This window comes from Bacillus sp. XB1, from assembly GCF_053557995.1.
Genome location: NZ_JBNRIL010000001.1, coordinates 1,125,130 through 1,145,288, shown reverse-complemented (window position 1 = coordinate 1,145,288; position 20,159 = coordinate 1,125,130). Strand labels below are relative to the sequence as shown.

The following is a 20,159-nucleotide window of genomic DNA, read 5'->3' as shown; positions in this document are numbered from 1 at the left end:
AAATATTTTAACGACTAATCCTGCCAAATTTATTTGGGAGGATTTTTTTATTCTCCCTTAATGAAAGGGATCGGTATTATGAAAGAACTATTAAAATTAAATGATGTTTATGTTGAAATAAAAGAAAATATGTTGTTAGAGAAAATGAATGTGACAGTAAAACAAGGGGATGTTATCGGATTAATTGGTAAAAACGGTGCTGGTAAATCAACGTTACTTCAATTAATAAATGGAAAGATTGAGCCTTCAAAAGGGATTGTTGAATGGCAGCAAATGAATATGAAAACCGCATATGTTGAGCAAGAAATAGAATCTTTTATTAGTAATGATGTAATTGCAAAAGAAGCAGAACTTCTTGCGAAATGGGGTGTGCCAACGAACGATTTTCATACTTTAAGTGGTGGTGAAAAGCTGAAAATTCGATTAGCAAAGGGATTTGCTGAAAATCCTAATGTCTTAATATTAGACGAACCGACAAATCATTTAGATGAGATCAGTACGGGATTTCTCATTAAACAAATAAAAAACATGAAAGGTACAGTTATCGTTGTATCACATGATCGATATTTTTTAGATGTTGTCGCAACAAAAATATGGTCAATTGAGGACAAAAAATTAATTGAGCATAGTGGTAATTATACGAGCTACATGAAAGCACGTGAGCAAAAAAGAAAGTCACAACAGCGTGAATATGAAAAGCAGCAAAAAAAGATAGAACAAGTAGAAACACATATAAAAGAATTGAGTTCATGGTCACAAAAGGCACACGCGCAGTCTACAAAACAAGAAGGTGTGAAAGAATTCTATCGTGTAAAAGCGAAGCGAATGGATGCACAAGTGAAGTCAAAACGAAAAAGACTCGAAAAAGAGCTGGAGAAAACGAAAGTAGAACGTGTGAAAGAAGAGTATTCAGTTGAGTTTTCTATTCAAGCGAACAAAAAAGTAGGAAAACGCTTTTTAGAAGTGAAGCAATTAAAAAAAGACTTTCATGGGAAAGTATTATTTGAAAACGTTAATTTTACAATTCAGCACGGTGAGAAAGTTGCGATTGTTGGACCAAACGGTAGTGGGAAAACAACATTACTGAAGATGATTATGGGAACGGAAACTGCTGAAGGAGAAATATGGATTTCACCTTCAGCAAACATCGGCTATTTAACACAAGAAGTTTTTGATTTACCGCTTGATAAAACACCAGAAAATTTATTTTTTAAAGAGACGTTTGAAGAAAGAGGAAAAGTCCAAAATTTAATGAAACATTTAGGATTCCAAGCGTCTCAATGGAAAGAGCCGATTGAGCATATGAGTATGGGAGAAAGAGTAAAGTGTAAGCTAATGGCTTATATTTTAGATGAAAAAGATGTACTCATTTTAGACGAACCGACGAATCACTTGGATCTACCTTCACGTGAACAACTTGAAAATACATTAGCTGAGTATAACGGAACATTAGTAATTGTATCTCACGATCGATATTTTCTGGAGAAAACAACTAACACAAAACTCGTGTTTTCAAACAATACGATACAAAAGCAGCTAGAAGAACCTACTAAAACAAGAGATGATATTGAAGAGCTACGTTTAACGTTAGAAACAGAGAGACAAGAAGTATTAGGGAAATTAAGCTTTTTAACTTCTAAAGACAAAGAATATAAAGCACTGGATGAACGGTTTATGGAACTTACGAAGCAGATTAAAGAGCTATAACGTAAGTAAGGGGGATTAACATGGGAGAAGAGAGATTCACTAAGTTATTTAAAATAGATTGTGGAGATATATACTTGCAAGAATTTACGGTCAAAGATGCAGAGAGTATTTATAAAATAGCAAATCAACCGGAAATAGCAAAATTTTTACCAGACTGGAAATCAACGAAAGAACAAAGGGTGGATTGGATTGCAGATTATGAAATACCAGCAAACAAAGCATTTCTTGATGCAGTGAAAACTACGAATAACATAGATAATCATATGTTAAAGCTAGGAATATTTAAGAAAGCTACAAATGAACTCATTGGATGGTGCTGCACGGGTATGAAAGAAGAACTCCCTTCACCAAACAGAGAGATAATGTATGCTATCTCAAATGAATATCAAAATCATGGCTATGCTACAAAAGCGACTAAAGGTTTAATTGACTATTTGTTTAAAGAAACAAATTTAAATGTCCTTAACGCAATTGCTTTAATTAACAATGTAGCATCAAATAAAGTTATTGAAAAATGCGGGTTTATTTATAAGAGCCAACAGAGGATAGAAAATCAAATATATAATCATTATATATTGAGAAAATCTGAGTGGATAAAAATATAACGTTTGGTAGTAAAAGACCGATAGCAATCGGTCTTTTCTCATTTATATAATAAAGATTTATTATACATTATATTTCCTACTACTATACAATTATTATAAGATAGTTATGCGTTAATTTTAGTTTGAAATAATTATGTTGTCAGTTTTTTTAGAAATCTTACAAGCGTGTAAGGTAAATGAAAGATGAATCAATATGAGCTGTAAGACAATTCATTTACACTTTATAGTGAGCAGTGGAAATGAAGGGAGAATATACATGGAAATTTTACATGCAAAAAGTATTAGTAAAGTATATAAAGGGAAAGTACCTTATAAAGCATTAGTTGATATTGATTTATCAATTCAAGAAGGTGAATTTGTAGGGATTATGGGGCCATCTGGTAGTGGAAAAACAACGTTATTAAATATGGTATCTACTATTGATTCTCCATCATCGGGAGAAATTTTAATAAATGGTACAAATCCTTTCCAATTATCATCAGAAGATTTAGCGTTATTCCGCAGAAAACAATTAGGATTTGTTTTTCAATCATTTAATCTTCTTAGCACACTTACTGTAAAAGAAAACATCGTATTGCCGATGACTTTAGATGGTGTTTCCGTGCAAGAAATGAACAAGCGATTGGAAGAGATTGCAGAGAAGTTAAATATTACAGATATCTTGAATAAAAGAACGTTTGAAATATCAGGGGGACAAGCTCAAAGAACAGCAATCGCTCGTGCGATCGTTCATAAGCCGCAATTATTACTTGCAGATGAACCAACAGGGAACTTGGACTCTAAATCTTCAAATGATGTAATGGAGATGCTTGATACTCTTAATAAAGAAGAAAAAGCAACGATGATGTTAGTTACACATGATCCGTATGCTGCGAGTTTTTGCAGTAGAGTAGTATTTATTAAAGATGGTCAACTATATAACGAAATTTATTGTGGTGAAAGCAGACAAGCCTTTTATCAAAAGATTATGGATGTTCTTTCTTTGTTAGGAGGGAAAAGGCATGACTTTTCGTCAGTTCGCATTTAATAATATTTTTCGTAATAAGCGTACATATGCTGCCCATTTTTTAAGTAGTACATTTTCTATTATGGTTTTCTTTACGTATGCTCTTTTATTATTTCATCCTGATTTACAAGGGGAATTAAAATCAACAAGTGCAACAATGAGTGCATATGGTACGATGGGATTTACAATTTCGCAAGGTTTGATTTTTGTATTTTCATTTTTCTTTATTCTATATTCAGTTAGTTCATTTTTAAAAACTCGTAAGAAAGAATTTGGCATATTAATGATGCAAGGTATGTCAATGAGACAGTTTAAGAAATTATTATTAATTGAAAATATGTTGATTGGACTTGGTTCAATTTGTATAGGGATTTTCATTGGACTCATATTTTCTAAACTAGTCTTATTGATAAGCGCAAGTGTATTAATGATTAATAATGGTTTGCCTTTTTATACACCAGTGAAGGCTGTATTATTAACAGTTATCACTTTTCTTTTCTTATTTTTCATTGTTTCACTATTTACATTTAAAATGGTAAAAATAACGGAACTTGTGGAACTTATTCGAGCAGAGGAAAAACCAAAACCTGAACCGAAATCTTCAATTTTATTATCACTGCTTTCTTTAATTAGTATAGGATATGGATATTTCTCAGTATTTCGCTTTATTTCAAGTTCCAGTTTTACTACGCTCGGAATGGGTGTCCTACTAGTAATTGCAGGAACGTACTTTTTATATACACAGTGTAGCGTTTATATATTACATCTTGCTAAAAGGAGAGAATCTTTCTTTTTAAAAAGAACAAATATATTAACGTTTTCTGAATTAATTTACCGTATGAAAGATAATGCAACGATGTTTTTTATTGTATCTATTATTTCAGCAGTTGCATTTACAGCTATTGGTACAACAGCTGCTATTGGTAATAGAAATTTAGTGTGGATGACAAACCCATATACATTTCTGTATGAAAGCTCTGAAAACAACAAATTGGTAGATAAACATCTCTCTATTATAAAAAAACACCTCTTGGATGCAAATATTCCGTATCGAATGGCTTCATCTTCAAGTAAATTTACAGAAAGTAACGTAAATGTATTGAAATTAAGTGAATATAACGAACTTACGAGAGCACTCGGGTACCAACATGAAACGATTGAAAAAGAAGATGAAGTTTTACTAATCCCTGGGAGGGTGTCACAAAAGCAAGAATTTAAAAATGGTGACTATAAAAAAAATATTGAAGTCATTCAAGGAGATTGGACAAAGACATTTCGTGTGAAGAAAACTGTAGAGAATTTAGTTTTACCACATGATTCTAGTAGTATTTATATTGCTGTTCAAGATCATGTGTATGATGAAATTCCTCTGACGAGTAATCCAGAGGATAAAGATATTCAACATCGTACTTACGGATTTGTTGTAGATGATTGGATAAGAACGAAAGAGATTTCAAATCAATTAAAGAGTATATTCGATAAAGATCTTAGGGACAGTGATTTCTACTTTGGAGCTTTAACATTAAACTTGTTGGAGGCAAAGCAAAAAAATGGTTTATTACTTATGGCAAGTGTTTTAGTCGGAATCGTTTTCTTTACATTTGCTGCTAGTTTTATTTATTTCCGATTATACACTGATTTGGACCGTGATCAACAACAATATAAAATGATTTCGAAAATGGGATTAAGTAAACAAGAGTTAAAAAAAGTTGTAACGAGACAGTTATTATTAATGTTCTTCTTACCGATTGCTGTTGCGGTGATTCATACTGTAGTAGCGTATACGGCACTGCAACAATTAGTTAGTTTTTCTATTTTAAATAGCTCGATTTTTATTTTAATTTCATTTATATGTATACAAGTTTTATATTTCTTTATTACTCGTTGGCGTTACCTACAAAAGCTTTATAAGACTATGGAGCAATAAAGGATATCAACTAATAAAATTACAGAAAAGCATGTAAAAAATGATATGAATTATGAAAGGAACCGTGATGAAAAGAACTTTAACTATTTTTATGTTAACTATAATACTTTTAATAAGCTTTAGTTCATGCTCTAAAAAGGATAACTCATTTCCTGCAAACGGTGTATTAATTATTGGAGATGAAAATAATATTTCACCAATTATTAATCGTTATCAGGAAATTACGAAAGAAAATGAAGTGTTTTCTGTGAAAAAAGGTGAAGTCGGAAATGGACATGTATTAATTTTAAATGAATCTACAGCACTAGCACTGATTAAAGAAAAAATTTTTCATAAACGAGGTAATGGCTCCAATTATATTTTAGATACGTTACCAAAATTCCCAAAAGAAGGATCACTATTGTTTACAAATGAAGACGAAAAGACTATGAAAAGTATTAAAATAGAAGGAAATGAGATTCCTGTTACATACGATAGTGACACTTGGATAGGAAACACTCGTAAATATCCAACGCAATCGTATGTGATTGTAGCAAAAAATAGCGTATATAAGGAAATAAAAGCAAATGAAACGAAAATGCACCTTCTTCAATTAAAGAGATCTCTAGGCGATGAAAGACCTAAAATGTCGACAGATAATACAATGGTTAATGAAAATGTCAAAGTAAAAAAGCTAATTAAAGGTTTGGAAGGAGAAGTATCTTTTCAATTTGTAACGATTGGCGAAAAACCTTAAAAAAGAGTTCGGAGTTGATAAAAATTTCATCAGCTTCGAACTCTTTTTAGTTTATAGACAAATCAATTATTATGCTTTACATTACTTCATTTAATCGAGTCTCGTTTGTTTCCTCAATCCCATTTGAATTTTGAACTGAATTATTTTGGGATTCTTTTTCTTTACGAGCCTTTTGTAGCATTTCAAGGATGATCCATAAGGGAACACCTTTATCCTTTAACATCTTCCATAAATCTAATTCATTAAATTTATGCTCAGGCTGTTTCATTTCTTTTTCAGATGAACGAATATCAAACTTGATAGGATCATTTATTTTCTTATTTTCAAGTTTAGTAGAAGAGATAGTATTATGCTCAAGAGTAGATGGAGTTATTTTAGTAGGTTGAGATAATGTATGAATATTTGATCCGATTTGCATGCTTTTTCCTCCTTTTCAAGCAATGAGATTAGTTTTCTTATGGTTTTTAAATCTTTTTAACATGAGGCAACTATATCTAATTATAAATTCAAATAAACAGATTTACAAGTTGTATTGTAAAAAGTAAATATTTACTTGAATTAATATTTATCAACATTTGTATATGTTTTCTATATATACAACGTATATAAAATACTTTACATTATGTTTAAGTTGTTAAAGTATTCTGTTAATTTTTTAAAAAAGAAAAATGTAAACGTTTTATTAGGGGGAGAAAGTATGGGGAAGTTATTTTTAAAAATATGTTTTTTCGCATTAGTGACCGTATGTTCATTCGCAGCGAAAATATCATACGCTGAAGAGAGGCAACAAAATAATTATCCAATCATATTGGTGAATGGATTTGCTGGATGGGGTAGAGAAGAAATGCTTGGCGTAAAATATTGGGGTGGTGTTCATGATATACAGGAAGATTTGAAACGCAATGGTTATACGGTACATACCGCAGCTGTTGGACCTGTTTCTAGTAACTGGGATCGTGCATGTGAATTGTATGCACAAATTAGCGGTGGGACAGTAGACTATGGTGCCGTACATGCTGAGAAACATGGACATAATCGTTTTGGCAGAACTTATAGTGGTTTTGCGCCGAATTGGAGTGAAACAAATAAAGTTCATTTAGTTGGACATAGCATGGGTGGACAAACGATTAGAACATTAGTACAGCTATTAAAAGAAGGTAGTTTTGAAGAAAAGAATTATGTGAAAAATCACCCAGACATCAAAATATCACCACTATTTGAAGGCGGAAAATCATATGTTCATAGTGTTACAACATTAGCAACCCCTCACAACGGTACAACACTTGCGGATGGTAGTCTTCTACTGCCGTTCGTTAAAGATTTACTCATTACAGCTGCAAGCTTTGGAGGAAACAATAATTTATCATTATATGATTTTAAATTGGATCAATGGGGTATAAAGAAAAATGCTGGAGAGTCCTTTTTCCAATATAGTAATCGTATTCTAAATAGTTCACTTTGGAAAAATACAAAAGATATAAGTCAATGGGATTTAAGTACAGATGGTGCAAAGGAGTTAAATAATTGGGTAAAGACGCAACCAGATGTGTATTATTTATCCTATAGTGGACATGCATCACAAGCAGCACCTATAACAGGTTTACATTTACCGCATATTACGATGAATAAAGTGTTGATGGGGAATGCATTTTTCTTAGGTTCTTATGCGAGATATGAAGAAAACCGTCCGTTAGTTGATACTTCTTGGTGGCAAAATGATGGTGTAGTAAATACGAATTCTATGATTGCACCATCTTCTAATGTTGCTGTAAATAATAATGGGTCATTACAGATTGGAAAATGGAATCATATCGAAACGAAAGCGAATTGGGATCATCTCGATATGGTAGGATTAAGTGTTTCAGACTCATTAGGTTTTTCTAGCATTCAAGAGTTTTATAGAACAATTGCTGAAAAGCTATCACGTTTACCGAAATAGGTAATAATAAAGCGCTCTCGATGGAATTCGAGAGCGCTTTATATTATATTGAAAGAGGGATTTGGTAGAAAAATATGGGGGGATATTATGAAAATTCAAGTTGTATTATCAGGATACGGAACAGTAGGCAGAGAGTTTATAAAATTATTAAATGAAAAATATTCATATATATATGAAACATATGGGATTCAATTAGTTGTAAGTGGCGTATTAGGGAGAAATATTGCAATACATAATGAAGACGGCTTATCACTTCATCATTTATTGATGTATGGTGGCGGTACCGCTGCAATTGAAAAATATTTAGAGTATCATCCGAAGGAACGTGCAACAACTAGCATAAGTGGTACTGTATTGGTAGAATCAACAGTTACAAATCTTAAAGATGGAAATCCAGGGAAACAATATATGAAACAAGCGATTGAGAAACAGATGGATATAGTAGCAATTTCTAAAGGGGCGCTCGTTACAAACTGGAGAGAAATAAATGAAGCAGCAAGAGGCGCCCATGTACGAATTCGATATAGCGGTGCAACAGCCGCTGCATTACCGACCCTAGATATCGGACAATTTAGTTTAGCCGGTTGCAGTATTGAAAAAATAGAAGGAATATTAAATGGAACAACTAATTACATTCTTACGAAAATGTATGAGGAAGATATGACATTTGAAGAAGCATTGAAAGAAGGACAAGATAAAGGAATTGCTGAGACAAACCCTATATTAGATATAAGTGGTTCAGATAGTGCGTGTAAATTGTTACTTTTGACAAACAGCTTAATGGAAACAGAGAAAACACTTACTGATATACATATAAAAGGAATCGAGCACGTTACAAAACAGCAAATTAGAAATGCTAAGGAACAACATAAAATTATTAAATTAATAGCATCAACATATAAGGATGAGGGTGGCAATGTCAATTTAAATGTTGAACCGTGCGAAATAGAGAAAGATCATCCGTTAGCAAAAGTAAATGGGACCGAAAAAGGAATTACGTTCTTTACAGATACGATGGGACAAGTTACTACAATTGGTGGGGCTTCTAATCCACGAGGCGCTGCAGCTGCAGCTTTAAAAGATGTAATTAACTTATATCGAAAAGATTTGTAAGACCGTACCGCCCTTTATAAAAAATACATATGTCGTGGACCTTTTGAGAATGAAATAAATATGCAAAAATGATTGCAGGGGGTAAGGAATTGTTTAAGGATTTTAAAGTTGTTAAAGATCGTCCCGTTTATATTCAATTGAAAGATTATTTGAAGAAGATGATTATGAAAGGGCATTTGCTCGGGGATCAAAAAATCCCATCAACAAGGGAACTAAGTGAATTACTAAGTGTGAGTAGAAACACTGTACTCGCTGCTTATGCAGATTTAGAGCAAGAAGGACTCATTTATGCAGTTAAAGGAAAAGGGAACTTTGTTGCGAAGGTGGATATATCTAACACTTCGTCTGTTGAAATAAATTGGAAAAATAAACTTAATACAGTGACCGCATTAGCGGATGAATTAGATTTAATGAAACATGGTGTTCGTTGGGAAAAGGGAATGATTGTCTTTAATAGTATAGCCCCAGATGAGAAGCTATTTGATGTTGAAAATTTCAAAAGAGCTTTTCTTACTCGTATGTCCATTGAAGGAGACATCGTATTGAACTACGGATATGCAAAGGGATATAGACCGTTAATGAATTATTTACTTCATTACATGGAAATGAAAGGTGTAGACATTTCGAATAAAGATATTCTAATTACAAATGGATTTACAGAAGGATTGGATATTGTACTCTCTTCTTTATCAAAAAAATCCGGTCGTGTCATTTGTGAGAATCCAACTCACCACGCTGCACTTAAGCTTTTCCGTTTACATGGACTTGAAGTTCATGGGATTGATATGCATGAGGATGGTATTGATACGAATGAAGTTGAAAAAAGTTTGCGTGAAAAAGATTTTGATTTTGCTTATTTAATTCCTTCTTATCATAATCCAACCGGTATTGTTACGAGTTCAGAGAAAAGAACGGAATTGATGAGGTTATTCTCAAAATACAACGTTCCTATTATAGAGGACGGATTTAATGAAGAATTACGTTATTCAGGTTCACATTTAGCTCCATTATTAACTTTTGCTGGAGCTGGCAATAATGTGATTTATATTAGTAGCTTTTCAAAGGTACTTTTCCCTGGTTTACGTGTAGGCTGGATTATTGCAGATAAAGAGCTGATTCATTATTTAGAAAGCGTAAAAAGAGCAAGAACGATTCACACATCTACGCTAGATCAAGCTGTTCTGTTTCAATATTTACATGAGGGATATTTTGAGAAATATTTAAAAAAGGCAAGATCTGTTTATAAGAAAAAATATGAGTTAGCTGTCGGGGCATGTAACCAGTACATTCATTTCAAAAGAATGACTGGAGATGGTGGACTTCATTTATTTATAGAACTAGAAGAGCATATGAATGCCCGCACACTTTTACAAAAGTGTTATGAGAAAGGCGTTACGTTTTCACCTGGAGATGTTTTTTACTCTGATGGAGAAGGAGCGAACACTTTCCGATTAGGGTTTTCGCGCTTGAAAGAAGAAGAAATAGTTCGGGGAATTAAAATAATTGGTGATACATTAAAAAATGAAATTTGGAGTTGAGAAAATGAAAATCGGTGTTATTATGGGCGGGGTATCGTCTGAAAAACAAGTTTCAATTATGACGGGGAATGAAATGATTGCTCATTTAGATAAAAATAAGTATGAAATAGTTCCAATTACATTAAATGAAAAAGTGGATTTAATTGAAAAAGCGAAAGACATTGACTTTGCGTTGCTCGCGTTACACGGAAAATACGGAGAAGATGGGACAGTTCAAGGAACACTGGAGAGTTTAGGGATTCCTTATAGCGGAAGTAATATGTTATCTAGCAGTATATGTATGGATAAAAATATTTCGAAAAAGATTTTACGTTATGAAGGTGTAGAAACACCAGATTGGATTGAACTTACAAAAATGGAGGATCTAAATCTTGATGAGTTAGATAAGTTAGGATTTCCATTAGTAGTAAAACCAAACTCTGGCGGATCGAGTGTCGGAGTGAAAATCGTTTATAATAAAAATGAATTGATCTCAATGCTAGAAACTGTATTCGAATGGGATTCTGAAGTAGTAATTGAGAAGTATATAAAAGGTGATGAAATTACATGTTCCATTCTGGATGGAAAACAGTTACCTATAGTTTCAATTCGACATGCAGCCGAGTTCTTTGACTACAATGCAAAATATGATGATACTAGTACAGTTGAGGAAGTTATTGAACTTCCAGCAGAAATTAATGAACGTGTAAATAAAGCGTCACTCGCTTGTTATAAAGCATTAAAATGTAGTGTTTATGCAAGAGTTGATATGATGGTGAAGGACGGAGTTCCATATGTAATGGAAATTAATACATTACCAGGGATGACACAATCAAGTTTATTGCCAAAAAGTGCAGAAGCAGCGGGAATTAGTTATAGCAAACTATTAGATATGATTATTGAAACATCATTAAAAGTTAGAAAAGAAGAGGGGTTTTAAGGGAATTATATAACTAATTTTTTTGACAGTTTCACGAAGTATGCTATGATGAATACATTATAAAAACAAAATATTTATCCACTAGGGGGGCCTTTTATAGGCTGAGATCAAATGTGATTTTGAGACTCTTAGTACCTGATCTGGTTAATGCCAGCGTAGGGAAGTGGGAAAGACGTTGCTATTTAATGAGTAAATAAATACTGTCAATTTCACTTTCTTTACGCCTGTAAAGAAAGTTTTTTTATTTTAAAGCGTTAATAGCTGTGGATAAATATCTATATTTTATATATTATTGGAGGGATTTAAATGACTTTTTCACAATCGTTACGTAAAGAAGTAGATTCAATTTGGAAAGCGAGTTTTAACCATCCTTTTGTAAAAAAACTTGGTGAAGGAACGTTAGATTTAGCTAGTTTTCGCTATTATGTTCTTCAAGATTCATATTATTTGAGTCATTTTGCTAGAGTACAAACATTAGGAGCTGCAAAAGCTCTTGAATTAGAAACGACAGCTCGTATGGCACACCATGCCCAAAATACATATGAGGCGGAATTATCATTACATGAGAATTTTGCTAAAAAGCTAGGGATAACAAAAGAAGAAAAAGATAATTTTATTCCTGCGCCAACTGCATATGCGTATACTTCACATATGTATCGTGCTGCGTATGAAGGACATTTAGGAGATATTATTGCAGCAATCTTACCTTGCTATTGGTTGTATTATGAAATTGGCGAACGCTTAAAAGAGTGCCAGCCGGAAGAGCAAATTTATAACGAATGGATTTCTGCTTATGGATCTGATTGGTTCCGTACGCTAGTTGAAGAGCAAATTACACGTTTAGATACTATCGCTGAAAAAGTAACAGAGACAGACCGCAAGCGTATGAAACAGCATTTTATTATTAGCAGTCAATATGAATATTCATTTTGGGAAATGGCTTATACATTAGAAAAGTGGCCAGTGGATACAGACGTAAAAGACGTAATTGGATAAAGAATAGAAGTAATGTTATAGCTAGGTATGGATCATACCTAGCTATATATTTTTTCTTGTCAAATTTGCGTAAAGTCATTAGTGCTACTGATATGGCGAAATAGAATATCGATAATTTAGCTCATTTACTTGTCTACGCATTAACTGGATAAACTTCTGTCACATTTATTTTACAATCAAAGAACGTAAATGTTGGTGGTATGAAGTTAAATAAGAAAAGAAACCCGAGCTGTTAGCTGTAACGGAGTTGTTTTTTCTTTGCAGGAATTTCTAAATTATCATGGAGTGTTGTTAATACGATATGCAAATATGCATATCGTATTTTTTTGAGTTCTTTATGTGTTAAAATTAGATATAGAGATATGTAAATATAAAGAAGCAAAAGCAGGAATATCCAATGAATTTTGAGAGGTGTTATATGTTTACAAATAAGAAATTAATTCGATTTGGTTTATCGTTGTTTGTATTTTTAGGGATAATTAATTTTACAATCAGCTATTTCCAAACATATCTTGAAACAGCAGCAGATATTAAATGGGTAATTCCAGAAATTTGGAAAACTATTTTGCTAGATGTTCCTCAAGGTATACTTGTTCTTTTAGGCGCAATTGCTTTATATGATTTCACAAAAGAGGCATCACAAAAAGACGCATCAATCTAAGTGTGTCTTTTTTAATTAACAATTTCATAGAGAGCTTTGCTGGAGAAATAGAATGAAAAGCCCTAATTAGGGCTTTTTTTGTTGGAATTTCTTAACCGTCATAAAAACTGGTCACTTGGAGGTGTTATAGCGAAAGCCACTTACAGTACAGAAAAATCTAAGCAGCAGACGGAAATATATAGGATATGGATCATAATTATTGAGAAATTAATTGAACTTAGTAAGTATGAAGATATGACGCTAGAATTCATATTTTTTAATTTTTATTTATCTCGCTATTTGCCGGACAGTAAGCCCCCCACCTCAAAATTCAGCGGAAGCAAAGAAGTTAGGTAGGGGATGAACAAAACCCCACTGATTAAATTTTCACTTTATAAAAATGAGCCCATAGTAAAAATAGGTATATGAACAAGGTGCATCATCTAGTGATAAGTCATACTTTGTTGGTGTACGTATTGAACTTAGTTTATAGCGCTATTTCTACTTAGATGTAACGAACAGGAATATAGGGAAGTATCGATGAGGTTGTATTTTATAAACGGAGGTTATGAAAATGAATCAGTTTCAACAAGAACTACAAGCGTTAAGCCTTAATGATTACCGGTCTGGAAATATTGTCTATTGGGACCAGCAAAACCAATATCCATATTACTATATTGAAGATGCTGCTCGTCGCTGTGGCGGTTGTGGTCGTTGTGGCGGTTGTGGTGGAGGTCGTTGTGGCGGCTTCCGTTGTGGTGGCTTCCGTTGTATTGGTTGCTTCGGTTGTTTTGGTTGCGGAGGCTGTGGCGGCTGTGGCGGTTGTGGCGGCTGTGGTGGTTGCTCTAACTGTTTTGATGGTTTTACTGATACTACCGGTACTATTGTAACGTATGAATATTGATAACAGCTATCTTGCTAGTTGCGGGCAGTAACATCCCAAAAAAAATTCAGCGAGAGCAAAGAGAAGTTAGGTGGCGGACTGCCCATAAAAGCCCGATTGGTGAGAGCTGATTAAAGTTTCACTTTATCAATTAAAAAACATTAGTTATATGTACGTGCCGACAAAGAATATAGCCATTATTAATGGATATATTCAATCATTCAAGTGAAAGAGTAACAATAAGATATATAGATGTAATCAAGATGTGATGGATAAAGCAATGACTAGATTTAAAATCTAATCATTGTTTTTTTCTTATGGTTTTATCATTAAATATCTGTCTAGTTTGGGCATTGCTTCCTTCTAGCTAATGATTTTATTACAACCGTGTAAGGTTAATGTAATGTTAATCGATAGTAAAATAAGTTGCTTAAGTGTATTTTAAATAAGATTAAAAAGTACTGTTTATCTACAAAATAATAGGGTAAATACTATGTAATTAGGAAGTGTATGAATATGGTTGAACTAAAATCTATTTTCCATTCGTATAAACTAAAGAGAAAAATAGCTAAAGATTTATACGGAAAAAGAGATGAATTATCACTGTTATTAAATGAATTTAATAATATGAAATGTACAGTAACATCTGAAAAGAAGAAAAATAATATATTATCTCGTTTGCAACTAATTTATCAAAATATGAAATCGGATAAGCAGTACCCTCTAGCAGTTGCTTTTGATAGTAAATTATTGGAGCGATTAGAAAAAGAATCTGTACATACTATTGAGGATGGTGTAACATGTCTACATTTAATGTTAGATATGAATTATGAGAAGATAAAACAATATGGTTCGGGTACAAGTAGGTCATTCGTTCCATTATCGCAGTCTTCTATTTGTCTTGCTGATTGTATTTGTTTAACAGGATTTGTAGTAGGTTTACTAGGAACAATTTCATTTGGAGGATTACTGTTATCTATATGTTCAATTACATAACGCTTAATATTTGTAAAGAGAGCGCCGATTTAAGGTGTTCTTTTTTAGTTTTTTGTAAATTTTTTGTAAATGATAAGTACAATACATTATATAAATTGTATAATTTAAATGTATTAAAATATAAATATAATGAGGTGCTGTATATGATAATTACTTTTAATTGTTAAAAGAGTCGATTTGATAATGTTTTATTCAGATAAATAGTTTTTACTTTTCTTTTAAATACTTGATTTAAATGGATTAGATTAAGTAACTATTGTTCTAGCTTTTTGATAATCAAGACAACTGAAGAAAGGAAGGAATCATTTTATGAAAAAATTAAGGCTGCTAACATTTGAAAATATAGTAGAACCCCTTTTAAATGAAAAGGTATCATTTATATACTTTCCTATTGAATGGCTGGACATCGTAGAGATACATTATAAGACATTTTTATTAACGAGTAAGTTGAAACGTTTGAATGAAAGATTGTATGATATGTTTTCAGATATATTGTTTATTCAGCATAATCCGTACGTATTAAATGAAAATATACCATGGATTGTATCAAAAGAACCTATTAAACAAGAGCAACTCGATTATATTTTTCAAAGTTGGTATGAGATTATTCATGATTGGAAGCCAAATAGATTAGTAGAACCACCAAAATATGAATGGCAATCCGATTTGATTTCTAATTTGCCAGTACTACATGATAATGAAACGTATTCTAAGTGGGTACCCGCTTTAATCTCACATATTTTTTGTGAGCGTCCTATATATTTAGAAAATACAAATGAAGAAGAAATCTATTTTTCTCCTCTTAGATCACAAAATATTTGTGAGGCGATGTCAGAGCCGATAAAAGATGAAAAAACACAAGATTTTTTCTCCTATGTATATCGATTCCAATGCATAACCCGCGGTGGTGAGAACGCTCCATTATTAAATATTTCAATAGGGATTCGGAGATTTTATCAAGAATATAAGATGATAGGTTAAACAAACCTTGATATAACAACGTTTGTTTAACCTATTTTTATGAATTGCAAACATTTTGCAAACATAAGTTATCCAAAGATGCTTTTACCAAATTTTTTAACGGCTTCTTCTTGCATGTTCGGTAAAACATGAGAATAAACACTCAATGTCATTGAAATGTCTGTATGACCTAATCTTTCACTGATAATTTTAGGATTAACTCCTTGCTTTAATAGTATAGTTGCGTGTGTATGTCTTAGATCATGGAACTTAATTTCTTTTACGCCTGCTTTGTGTATCGCTCTAATAAAATTTTTTCTGAAATTTGCTTTTTTTATAATCATTCCAAACTCATTACAATTAATTAAATCAAAATCTTGATAAGCAGAACCAAGTCTTAATTTCTCTTGATTAATTAAAACCTTATGCTTTTTTAAGGATTCTATAGTTTCTTTGGGTACAGGAATGGTGCGTTTTGACGAATTTGTTTTTGCTGTTTTTTTGATTTTATTGTCATGGCCAGATGTTTGGTTTATTGTAACGGTATGTTTTTCAAAATCAACGTCCTGCCATCGTAAGCCTAGAACTTCACCCATACGCATACCTGTAGTTATTGCAAGAAGATACCCAATGTGATATCGTGATTCTTGTGAATGCAAAAGAAACTTTTTTACTTCTTCCTCTGTCCAAGTTTGGATAGAGGTTCTTTCTTTTTTAGGTATCTCAGCAAAATCAGCTGGATTTCGAGAAATAATATTTTGTTTTACAGCGAGATTTAAAGCGCTTTTTAAAATTCTATGCATAAGCAAAACAGAATTGTTTGCAATACCTCTATCTATCGCGTTTTTATAGCATTTTTGAATGTGCATAACATTTAATTTATGGAGTGCGACCATTCCAATACTAGGTATAACATGTTGGTTGATAAATGCCCTATATCCGACAAAGGTACTTCTTTCTATACTCATACTTTTAATTTCTAACCAGTGATTTAGGTAGTCTTCTAAGGTAACTTTAGACGGCTCTATAAAAGTCCCTTCATTCAACTCTGTAATCTTCTTCGCAACATCAGCCTGTGCTTCTTTTTTTGTCTTATATCCAGAAAACCATTTTTGTCTTCTTTTTCCTGTCTCTGGATCAGGTCCGATATCAATAACAATACAATACTTATTTCCTCTTTTTCGAATATGTCCTTTCACTTAAAACACTCCTTCATTTATTTTGAATCATGTTGTATAAGTCTAGTTGTAATTTTGCTGCTATGAAAATTACATATTTGGACATATCAGCGATGGATATATTTTACCATATAAAAATAAATTCAGTTATAGGGTAGAGTTTTCATTTGTTGTTAAAAAATATTGAAATATCTACTCTAGTTATCAAATGTAATATTGCATATTTTATTGAGGCTCTAAAAAACAAGACGTATATTAATATTTTCAACTTTCTCAAGTATTTTCAGAATATGAGAGAATAGATGTTTGGGTTATTTATGATAGAATATTCTTAATAATATAATTTGACGGAACGAAAAAGACCCATAGCGTGTGTAATTGTGCTGGGAACACTTTTACACCGTTTGCCCTAATTGTAGTAGGGAAAACATTTGCCATGAGCCTTTCAGTTACGACTATGCGTAACATATACGGCTAGTTATAACACAGCCTTTAGATGTATTTCATCATTAAGGTGCGTTTTCATGATAGGGAAGTGTGTCTTGTTCCAATAAGGGGGACAAAACATGTGGAAAGCTCTAAATCAAATTGAAAAAGAGTTATGTGCAGCTGGAATAAGGAAAAATAAACTAGCAAATTATTGGGGAGTTAAGCCAAGTACTGTTACAAAAATTTTTAAAGGTAACATAGACATGAGTTTTGGCTTTCTTTCCAAAACAGTTATCCTATTAAATAAAGGCATACAGGTTCAAGAAAATCTATTAATGGATTATATATATGTAACGAAACCAAAATCAGAAAACTTACGTGAGGCAATGGAAGATTTAGCTTTAAGAGGAAAGTTTAATCTATTAATTAGTATTATAAATAGTGAATCACAATCAAAGGTAGCAGAAAATAGAGAATTTGCTAATGTGTATCGAATTATATATAAACGATATATAGGTGAAATTGATGCTGCACAGTACCATAAGGCATTAAGCCTGGAAAGTAAATCAATAAGAACAATAGAGATGGAAGTGTTAATTGAAATTTTATTATGTCAAGCGCAATATCAATCGGGTAACTTTACTTCTTTAATTGAGCGATTAAAATCTCTTGAAATAAAAATAAATAAAATAAGTAATAGGTACATTCGAGAATGTTATAAATTACGATATAAAGAAGCGATTGCCGTTACTTCGTTGCAGGGTGGTGAAGTCATTGAAGCAAGGCATGTTAGTATGGAATTATTAGATGATCTTGAATGGGATAACTTTTTTTCTTTTCCAAAAGTAAATGCATATTTAAAGTTAGGTGAATCGTATATTTTTTCAGCCAGTGAATATGAGAGATCAAGATATTATTTGGAAAAGACTCTAGAAGTAATAGGAGATAGTAAGACTAATGGAATTGAGAAAAAAAGAAAAATGGTACAACATACATTATCATTTCTAAAGATTCATCATGATAAAGAAATTAGTAGCTTAGATGTTGTTCATTTAGGTGAACTAGCATATTTGAAGATTAAACAAGGTAACAAAATGGAGGCGAGAAAACTATTGAATCAATTAAAAGAGAAGAATGGAAGTTTAACAGACATACAGACTGCATATTTAGCTTTAACATATGAAGGTACTAAAAAAGAAGAGTTAATGAAACGTTCTCTTTTGATGTGCCAAAAGTCAGGGAATATATTTTATTCGAATTTACCAAAAATGCACTTGGGTTTAATTTGAATAATTGGTATAATTGTCTTCGGAAAGAGGTGAAATAATGAAAAAAATAATTAAAATTATTCCTGCACTATTAATAGCTGCTACATTATTTATTAACACTGATTCTATAAAAGAAAAACCTAGTACAAATGATCCAAAACCTACAGTTCAACAAATGATGGTTGACCCTGGTGGTGGTTGGTAAAATACATAATAAAAGTTTATATATATTACAAATGACATCGTCTTAATTGACGATGTCATTTGTAGTTTTGGGGGAAATTTCTTTTTTCGCTGAAAAAAGAAAAAAGAAATTTTTGTAAAAAAATACAAAAACACAAAGAGGGAGATAGAAGAAGATGAAGAGCAAAGATGGGGAAGTTAATCTAATTAAACAAGCTTTATTACTTTTGCAAAAAGAGGATGATCCGAAAGAGGCATTATTTTCTATCTGTTTGAGTGAAACAAAAAAAGAAAAAGTTATGTAAAAAAGACTATCTAACTTTTTGATAGTCTTTTTACACTACATATTTCCTTTAGATTTCTCGTAGTTCACAAACATCTCTAATTGTTCTAATGCTTTTTTTCGTTGTTCTTCGGGTAAATCATTAATGATTTGAAGAATTTCGTGTGCTTCTTTTGTTAGCTGTAAATCTTGGCCCGCTGTTAAATCTGGTGAATCAGATAAACCTAACAGATAATCCGTTGTTACTTTTAAATAATTTGCTATCTTCTGAAGTGTACGTGTACCGGGTGCTTTTTTCCCTTCGACATAATTATAAACAGAAACATGACTAACACCAATTACATCAGCTAGCTGTTGTTGGGTGATGCCCTTCTTTTCAATTAATGATTTTAACCTCTCATGACTAAACATAATAAAAAACACCCCAAGTTTATTTTATATGAAATTATTTTTTAAAATCACTATTATGGTGTCACACTGTCATTATATATTAACTATCAGTTAAGTGGAAAGGTAATTTTTTTTTAAAAAGTTTTGGGAAACGCTTGAACTTAACCTAAAGTTAAGTTAATATGTAAATAACAACAAAAACGGAAGAGAGGAGTTGTTTATGAAAACTCTAAAACAGCTACGTGTAGAACAGGGATATACATGTAGGGAAGTAGCTGAAGCCGTAGGTATTACTGAAGTTTATTATTGGTATATTGAAAACGGGAAGCGTCGACCTTATTATGATTTAATTGTAAAAATTGCTGAGTTTTTTAAAGTGAAGCTAGATGCAATCAAAATTTTTTGCCCATAACTTAACTTGAAGTTAAGTTATGTTTGGTTAAGTAAATTAGAAAGGAGTAAA

General features: G+C 32.1%; 21 protein-coding genes, 1 pseudogene and 1 riboswitch. Of the genes and pseudogenes, 19 read left to right on the top strand and 3 right to left on the bottom strand.

From position 1 onward, the window contains the following. Nucleotides 1-78: 78 nt before the first annotated feature. The 5 genes from abc-f (at nt 79) to ACK1U5_RS05785 (ending at nt 5,981) form a co-directional block, all read left to right on the top strand. Nucleotides 79-1,707 (top strand): ribosomal protection-like ABC-F family protein, encoded by a 1,629-nt coding sequence (abc-f, locus tag ACK1U5_RS05805; protein WP_069604891.1) that lies wholly within the window; start codon nt 79-81, stop codon nt 1,705-1,707. A 20-nt stretch (nt 1,708-1,727) separates the two neighbouring features. Further along, entirely contained in the window at nt 1,728-2,312 is a 585-nt protein-coding gene (locus tag ACK1U5_RS05800; protein ID WP_000503527.1) for a GNAT family N-acetyltransferase, read from the top strand. Between the two features lie 256 nt (nt 2,313-2,568). Continuing rightward, entirely contained in the window at nt 2,569-3,339 is a 771-nt protein-coding gene (locus ACK1U5_RS05795; protein WP_000404284.1) for an ABC transporter ATP-binding protein, read from the top strand. Beyond that, on the top strand, nt 3,314-5,245 hold the full coding sequence (locus tag ACK1U5_RS05790; protein WP_069605215.1) for an ABC transporter permease: 1,932 nt from the start codon (nt 3,314-3,316) through the stop codon (nt 5,243-5,245). Before ACK1U5_RS05795 ends, ACK1U5_RS05790 begins: the two co-directional genes overlap by 26 nt. A 67-nt stretch (nt 5,246-5,312) precedes the next feature. Beyond that, nucleotides 5,313-5,981, top strand: coding sequence for a lipoprotein BA_5634 family protein (locus ACK1U5_RS05785; protein WP_000831684.1), 669 nt, complete (start codon nt 5,313-5,315; stop codon nt 5,979-5,981). A gap of 76 nt (nt 5,982-6,057) precedes the next feature. On the opposite strand, the gene ACK1U5_RS05780 is transcribed toward ACK1U5_RS05785, so the two are convergent. Beyond that, nucleotides 6,058-6,399, bottom strand: coding sequence for a DUF3914 domain-containing protein (locus tag ACK1U5_RS05780; protein WP_030025703.1), 342 nt, complete (start codon nt 6,397-6,399; stop codon nt 6,058-6,060). A 279-nt stretch (nt 6,400-6,678) separates the two neighbouring features. Here ACK1U5_RS05780 and ACK1U5_RS05775 point away from each other — a divergent pair, with 279 nt between their 5' ends. From ACK1U5_RS05775 to ACK1U5_RS05730, 10 genes and pseudogenes are all read left to right on the top strand, one after another. Next, complete coding sequence (locus ACK1U5_RS05775) at nt 6,679-7,920, top strand: esterase/lipase family protein (RefSeq protein ID WP_000517066.1); 1,242 nt, start codon at nt 6,679-6,681, stop codon at nt 7,918-7,920. An 87-nt stretch (nt 7,921-8,007) separates the two neighbouring features. Then, nucleotides 8,008-9,033, top strand: a complete 1,026-nt coding sequence (locus ACK1U5_RS05770; RefSeq protein WP_069605216.1) for a homoserine dehydrogenase — start codon at nt 8,008-8,010, stop codon at nt 9,031-9,033. An 89-nt stretch (nt 9,034-9,122) separates the two neighbouring features. Further along, nucleotides 9,123-10,571, top strand: a complete 1,449-nt coding sequence (gene pdxR / locus ACK1U5_RS05765; protein ID WP_000471629.1) for a MocR-like pyridoxine biosynthesis transcription factor PdxR — start codon at nt 9,123-9,125, stop codon at nt 10,569-10,571. Between the two features lie 4 nt (nt 10,572-10,575). Next, nucleotides 10,576-11,490 carry a D-alanine--D-alanine ligase gene (locus ACK1U5_RS05760; protein WP_001987735.1) on the top strand — a complete coding sequence of 305 codons (915 nt, stop codon included), beginning with the start codon at nt 10,576-10,578 and terminating at the stop codon, nt 11,488-11,490. A gap of 73 nt (nt 11,491-11,563) precedes the next feature. Next, nucleotides 11,564-11,669, top strand: a riboswitch (TPP riboswitch). A gap of 127 nt (nt 11,670-11,796) precedes the next feature. Next, complete coding sequence (gene tenA / locus ACK1U5_RS05755) at nt 11,797-12,486, top strand: thiaminase II (RefSeq protein WP_000144526.1); 690 nt, start codon at nt 11,797-11,799, stop codon at nt 12,484-12,486. A gap of 397 nt (nt 12,487-12,883) precedes the next feature. Further along, nucleotides 12,884-13,147, top strand: coding sequence for a DUF3937 domain-containing protein (locus ACK1U5_RS05750; RefSeq protein ID WP_002082716.1), 264 nt, complete (start codon nt 12,884-12,886; stop codon nt 13,145-13,147). Between the two features lie 553 nt (nt 13,148-13,700). Continuing rightward, the gene (locus tag ACK1U5_RS05745; RefSeq protein ID WP_113710692.1) at nt 13,701-14,030 is read left to right on the top strand and encodes a heterocycloanthracin/sonorensin family bacteriocin; all 330 of its coding nucleotides are present in this window, start codon (nt 13,701-13,703) and stop codon (nt 14,028-14,030) included. Nucleotides 14,031-14,175: 145 nt separating this feature from the next. Next, nucleotides 14,176-14,310, top strand: a pseudogene (locus ACK1U5_RS05740) (site-specific integrase); the annotation flags it as partial. 209 nt (nt 14,311-14,519) lie between these two features. Further along, nucleotides 14,520-15,005: a hypothetical protein gene (locus ACK1U5_RS05735; protein WP_002063155.1), complete on the top strand. Its 486-nt coding sequence runs from the start codon at nt 14,520-14,522 to the stop codon at nt 15,003-15,005. A 309-nt stretch (nt 15,006-15,314) separates the two neighbouring features. Next, nucleotides 15,315-15,986, top strand: coding sequence for a pPIWI_RE module domain-containing protein (locus ACK1U5_RS05730; protein ID WP_448814779.1), 672 nt, complete (start codon nt 15,315-15,317; stop codon nt 15,984-15,986). 68 nt (nt 15,987-16,054) lie between these two features. Here ACK1U5_RS05730 and ACK1U5_RS05725 read toward each other — a convergent pair whose 3' ends face one another. After that, entirely contained in the window at nt 16,055-17,164 is a 1,110-nt protein-coding gene (locus ACK1U5_RS05725) for a site-specific integrase (RefSeq protein WP_429681289.1), read from the bottom strand. A 545-nt stretch (nt 17,165-17,709) separates the two neighbouring features. Here ACK1U5_RS05725 and ACK1U5_RS05720 point away from each other — a divergent pair. The 3 genes from ACK1U5_RS05720 to ACK1U5_RS05710 all read left to right on the top strand — a co-directional run bounded on the left by ACK1U5_RS05720 (nt 17,710) and on the right by ACK1U5_RS05710 (nt 19,328). Further along, nucleotides 17,710-18,861 carry an AimR family lysis-lysogeny pheromone receptor gene (locus ACK1U5_RS05720; RefSeq protein WP_429681290.1) on the top strand — a complete coding sequence of 384 codons (1,152 nt, stop codon included), beginning with the start codon at nt 17,710-17,712 and terminating at the stop codon, nt 18,859-18,861. 37 nt (nt 18,862-18,898) lie between these two features. Further along, nucleotides 18,899-19,045, top strand: a complete 147-nt coding sequence (locus ACK1U5_RS05715; RefSeq protein WP_000720287.1) for a hypothetical protein — start codon at nt 18,899-18,901, stop codon at nt 19,043-19,045. 154 nt (nt 19,046-19,199) lie between these two features. Further along, complete coding sequence (locus ACK1U5_RS05710) at nt 19,200-19,328, top strand: hypothetical protein (protein WP_429681291.1); 129 nt, start codon at nt 19,200-19,202, stop codon at nt 19,326-19,328. A 35-nt stretch (nt 19,329-19,363) separates the two neighbouring features. Here the strand turns inward: ACK1U5_RS05710 and ACK1U5_RS05705 are convergent, their stop codons facing one another. Then, entirely contained in the window at nt 19,364-19,717 is a 354-nt protein-coding gene (locus ACK1U5_RS05705; protein WP_000491234.1) for a helix-turn-helix domain-containing protein, read from the bottom strand. A 199-nt stretch (nt 19,718-19,916) separates the two neighbouring features. Between ACK1U5_RS05705 and ACK1U5_RS05700 the strand changes: the two genes are divergently transcribed. Next, nucleotides 19,917-20,108 (top strand): helix-turn-helix domain-containing protein, encoded by a 192-nt coding sequence (locus ACK1U5_RS05700; protein WP_000854271.1) that lies wholly within the window; start codon nt 19,917-19,919, stop codon nt 20,106-20,108. Nucleotides 20,109-20,159 lie beyond the last annotated feature (51 nt).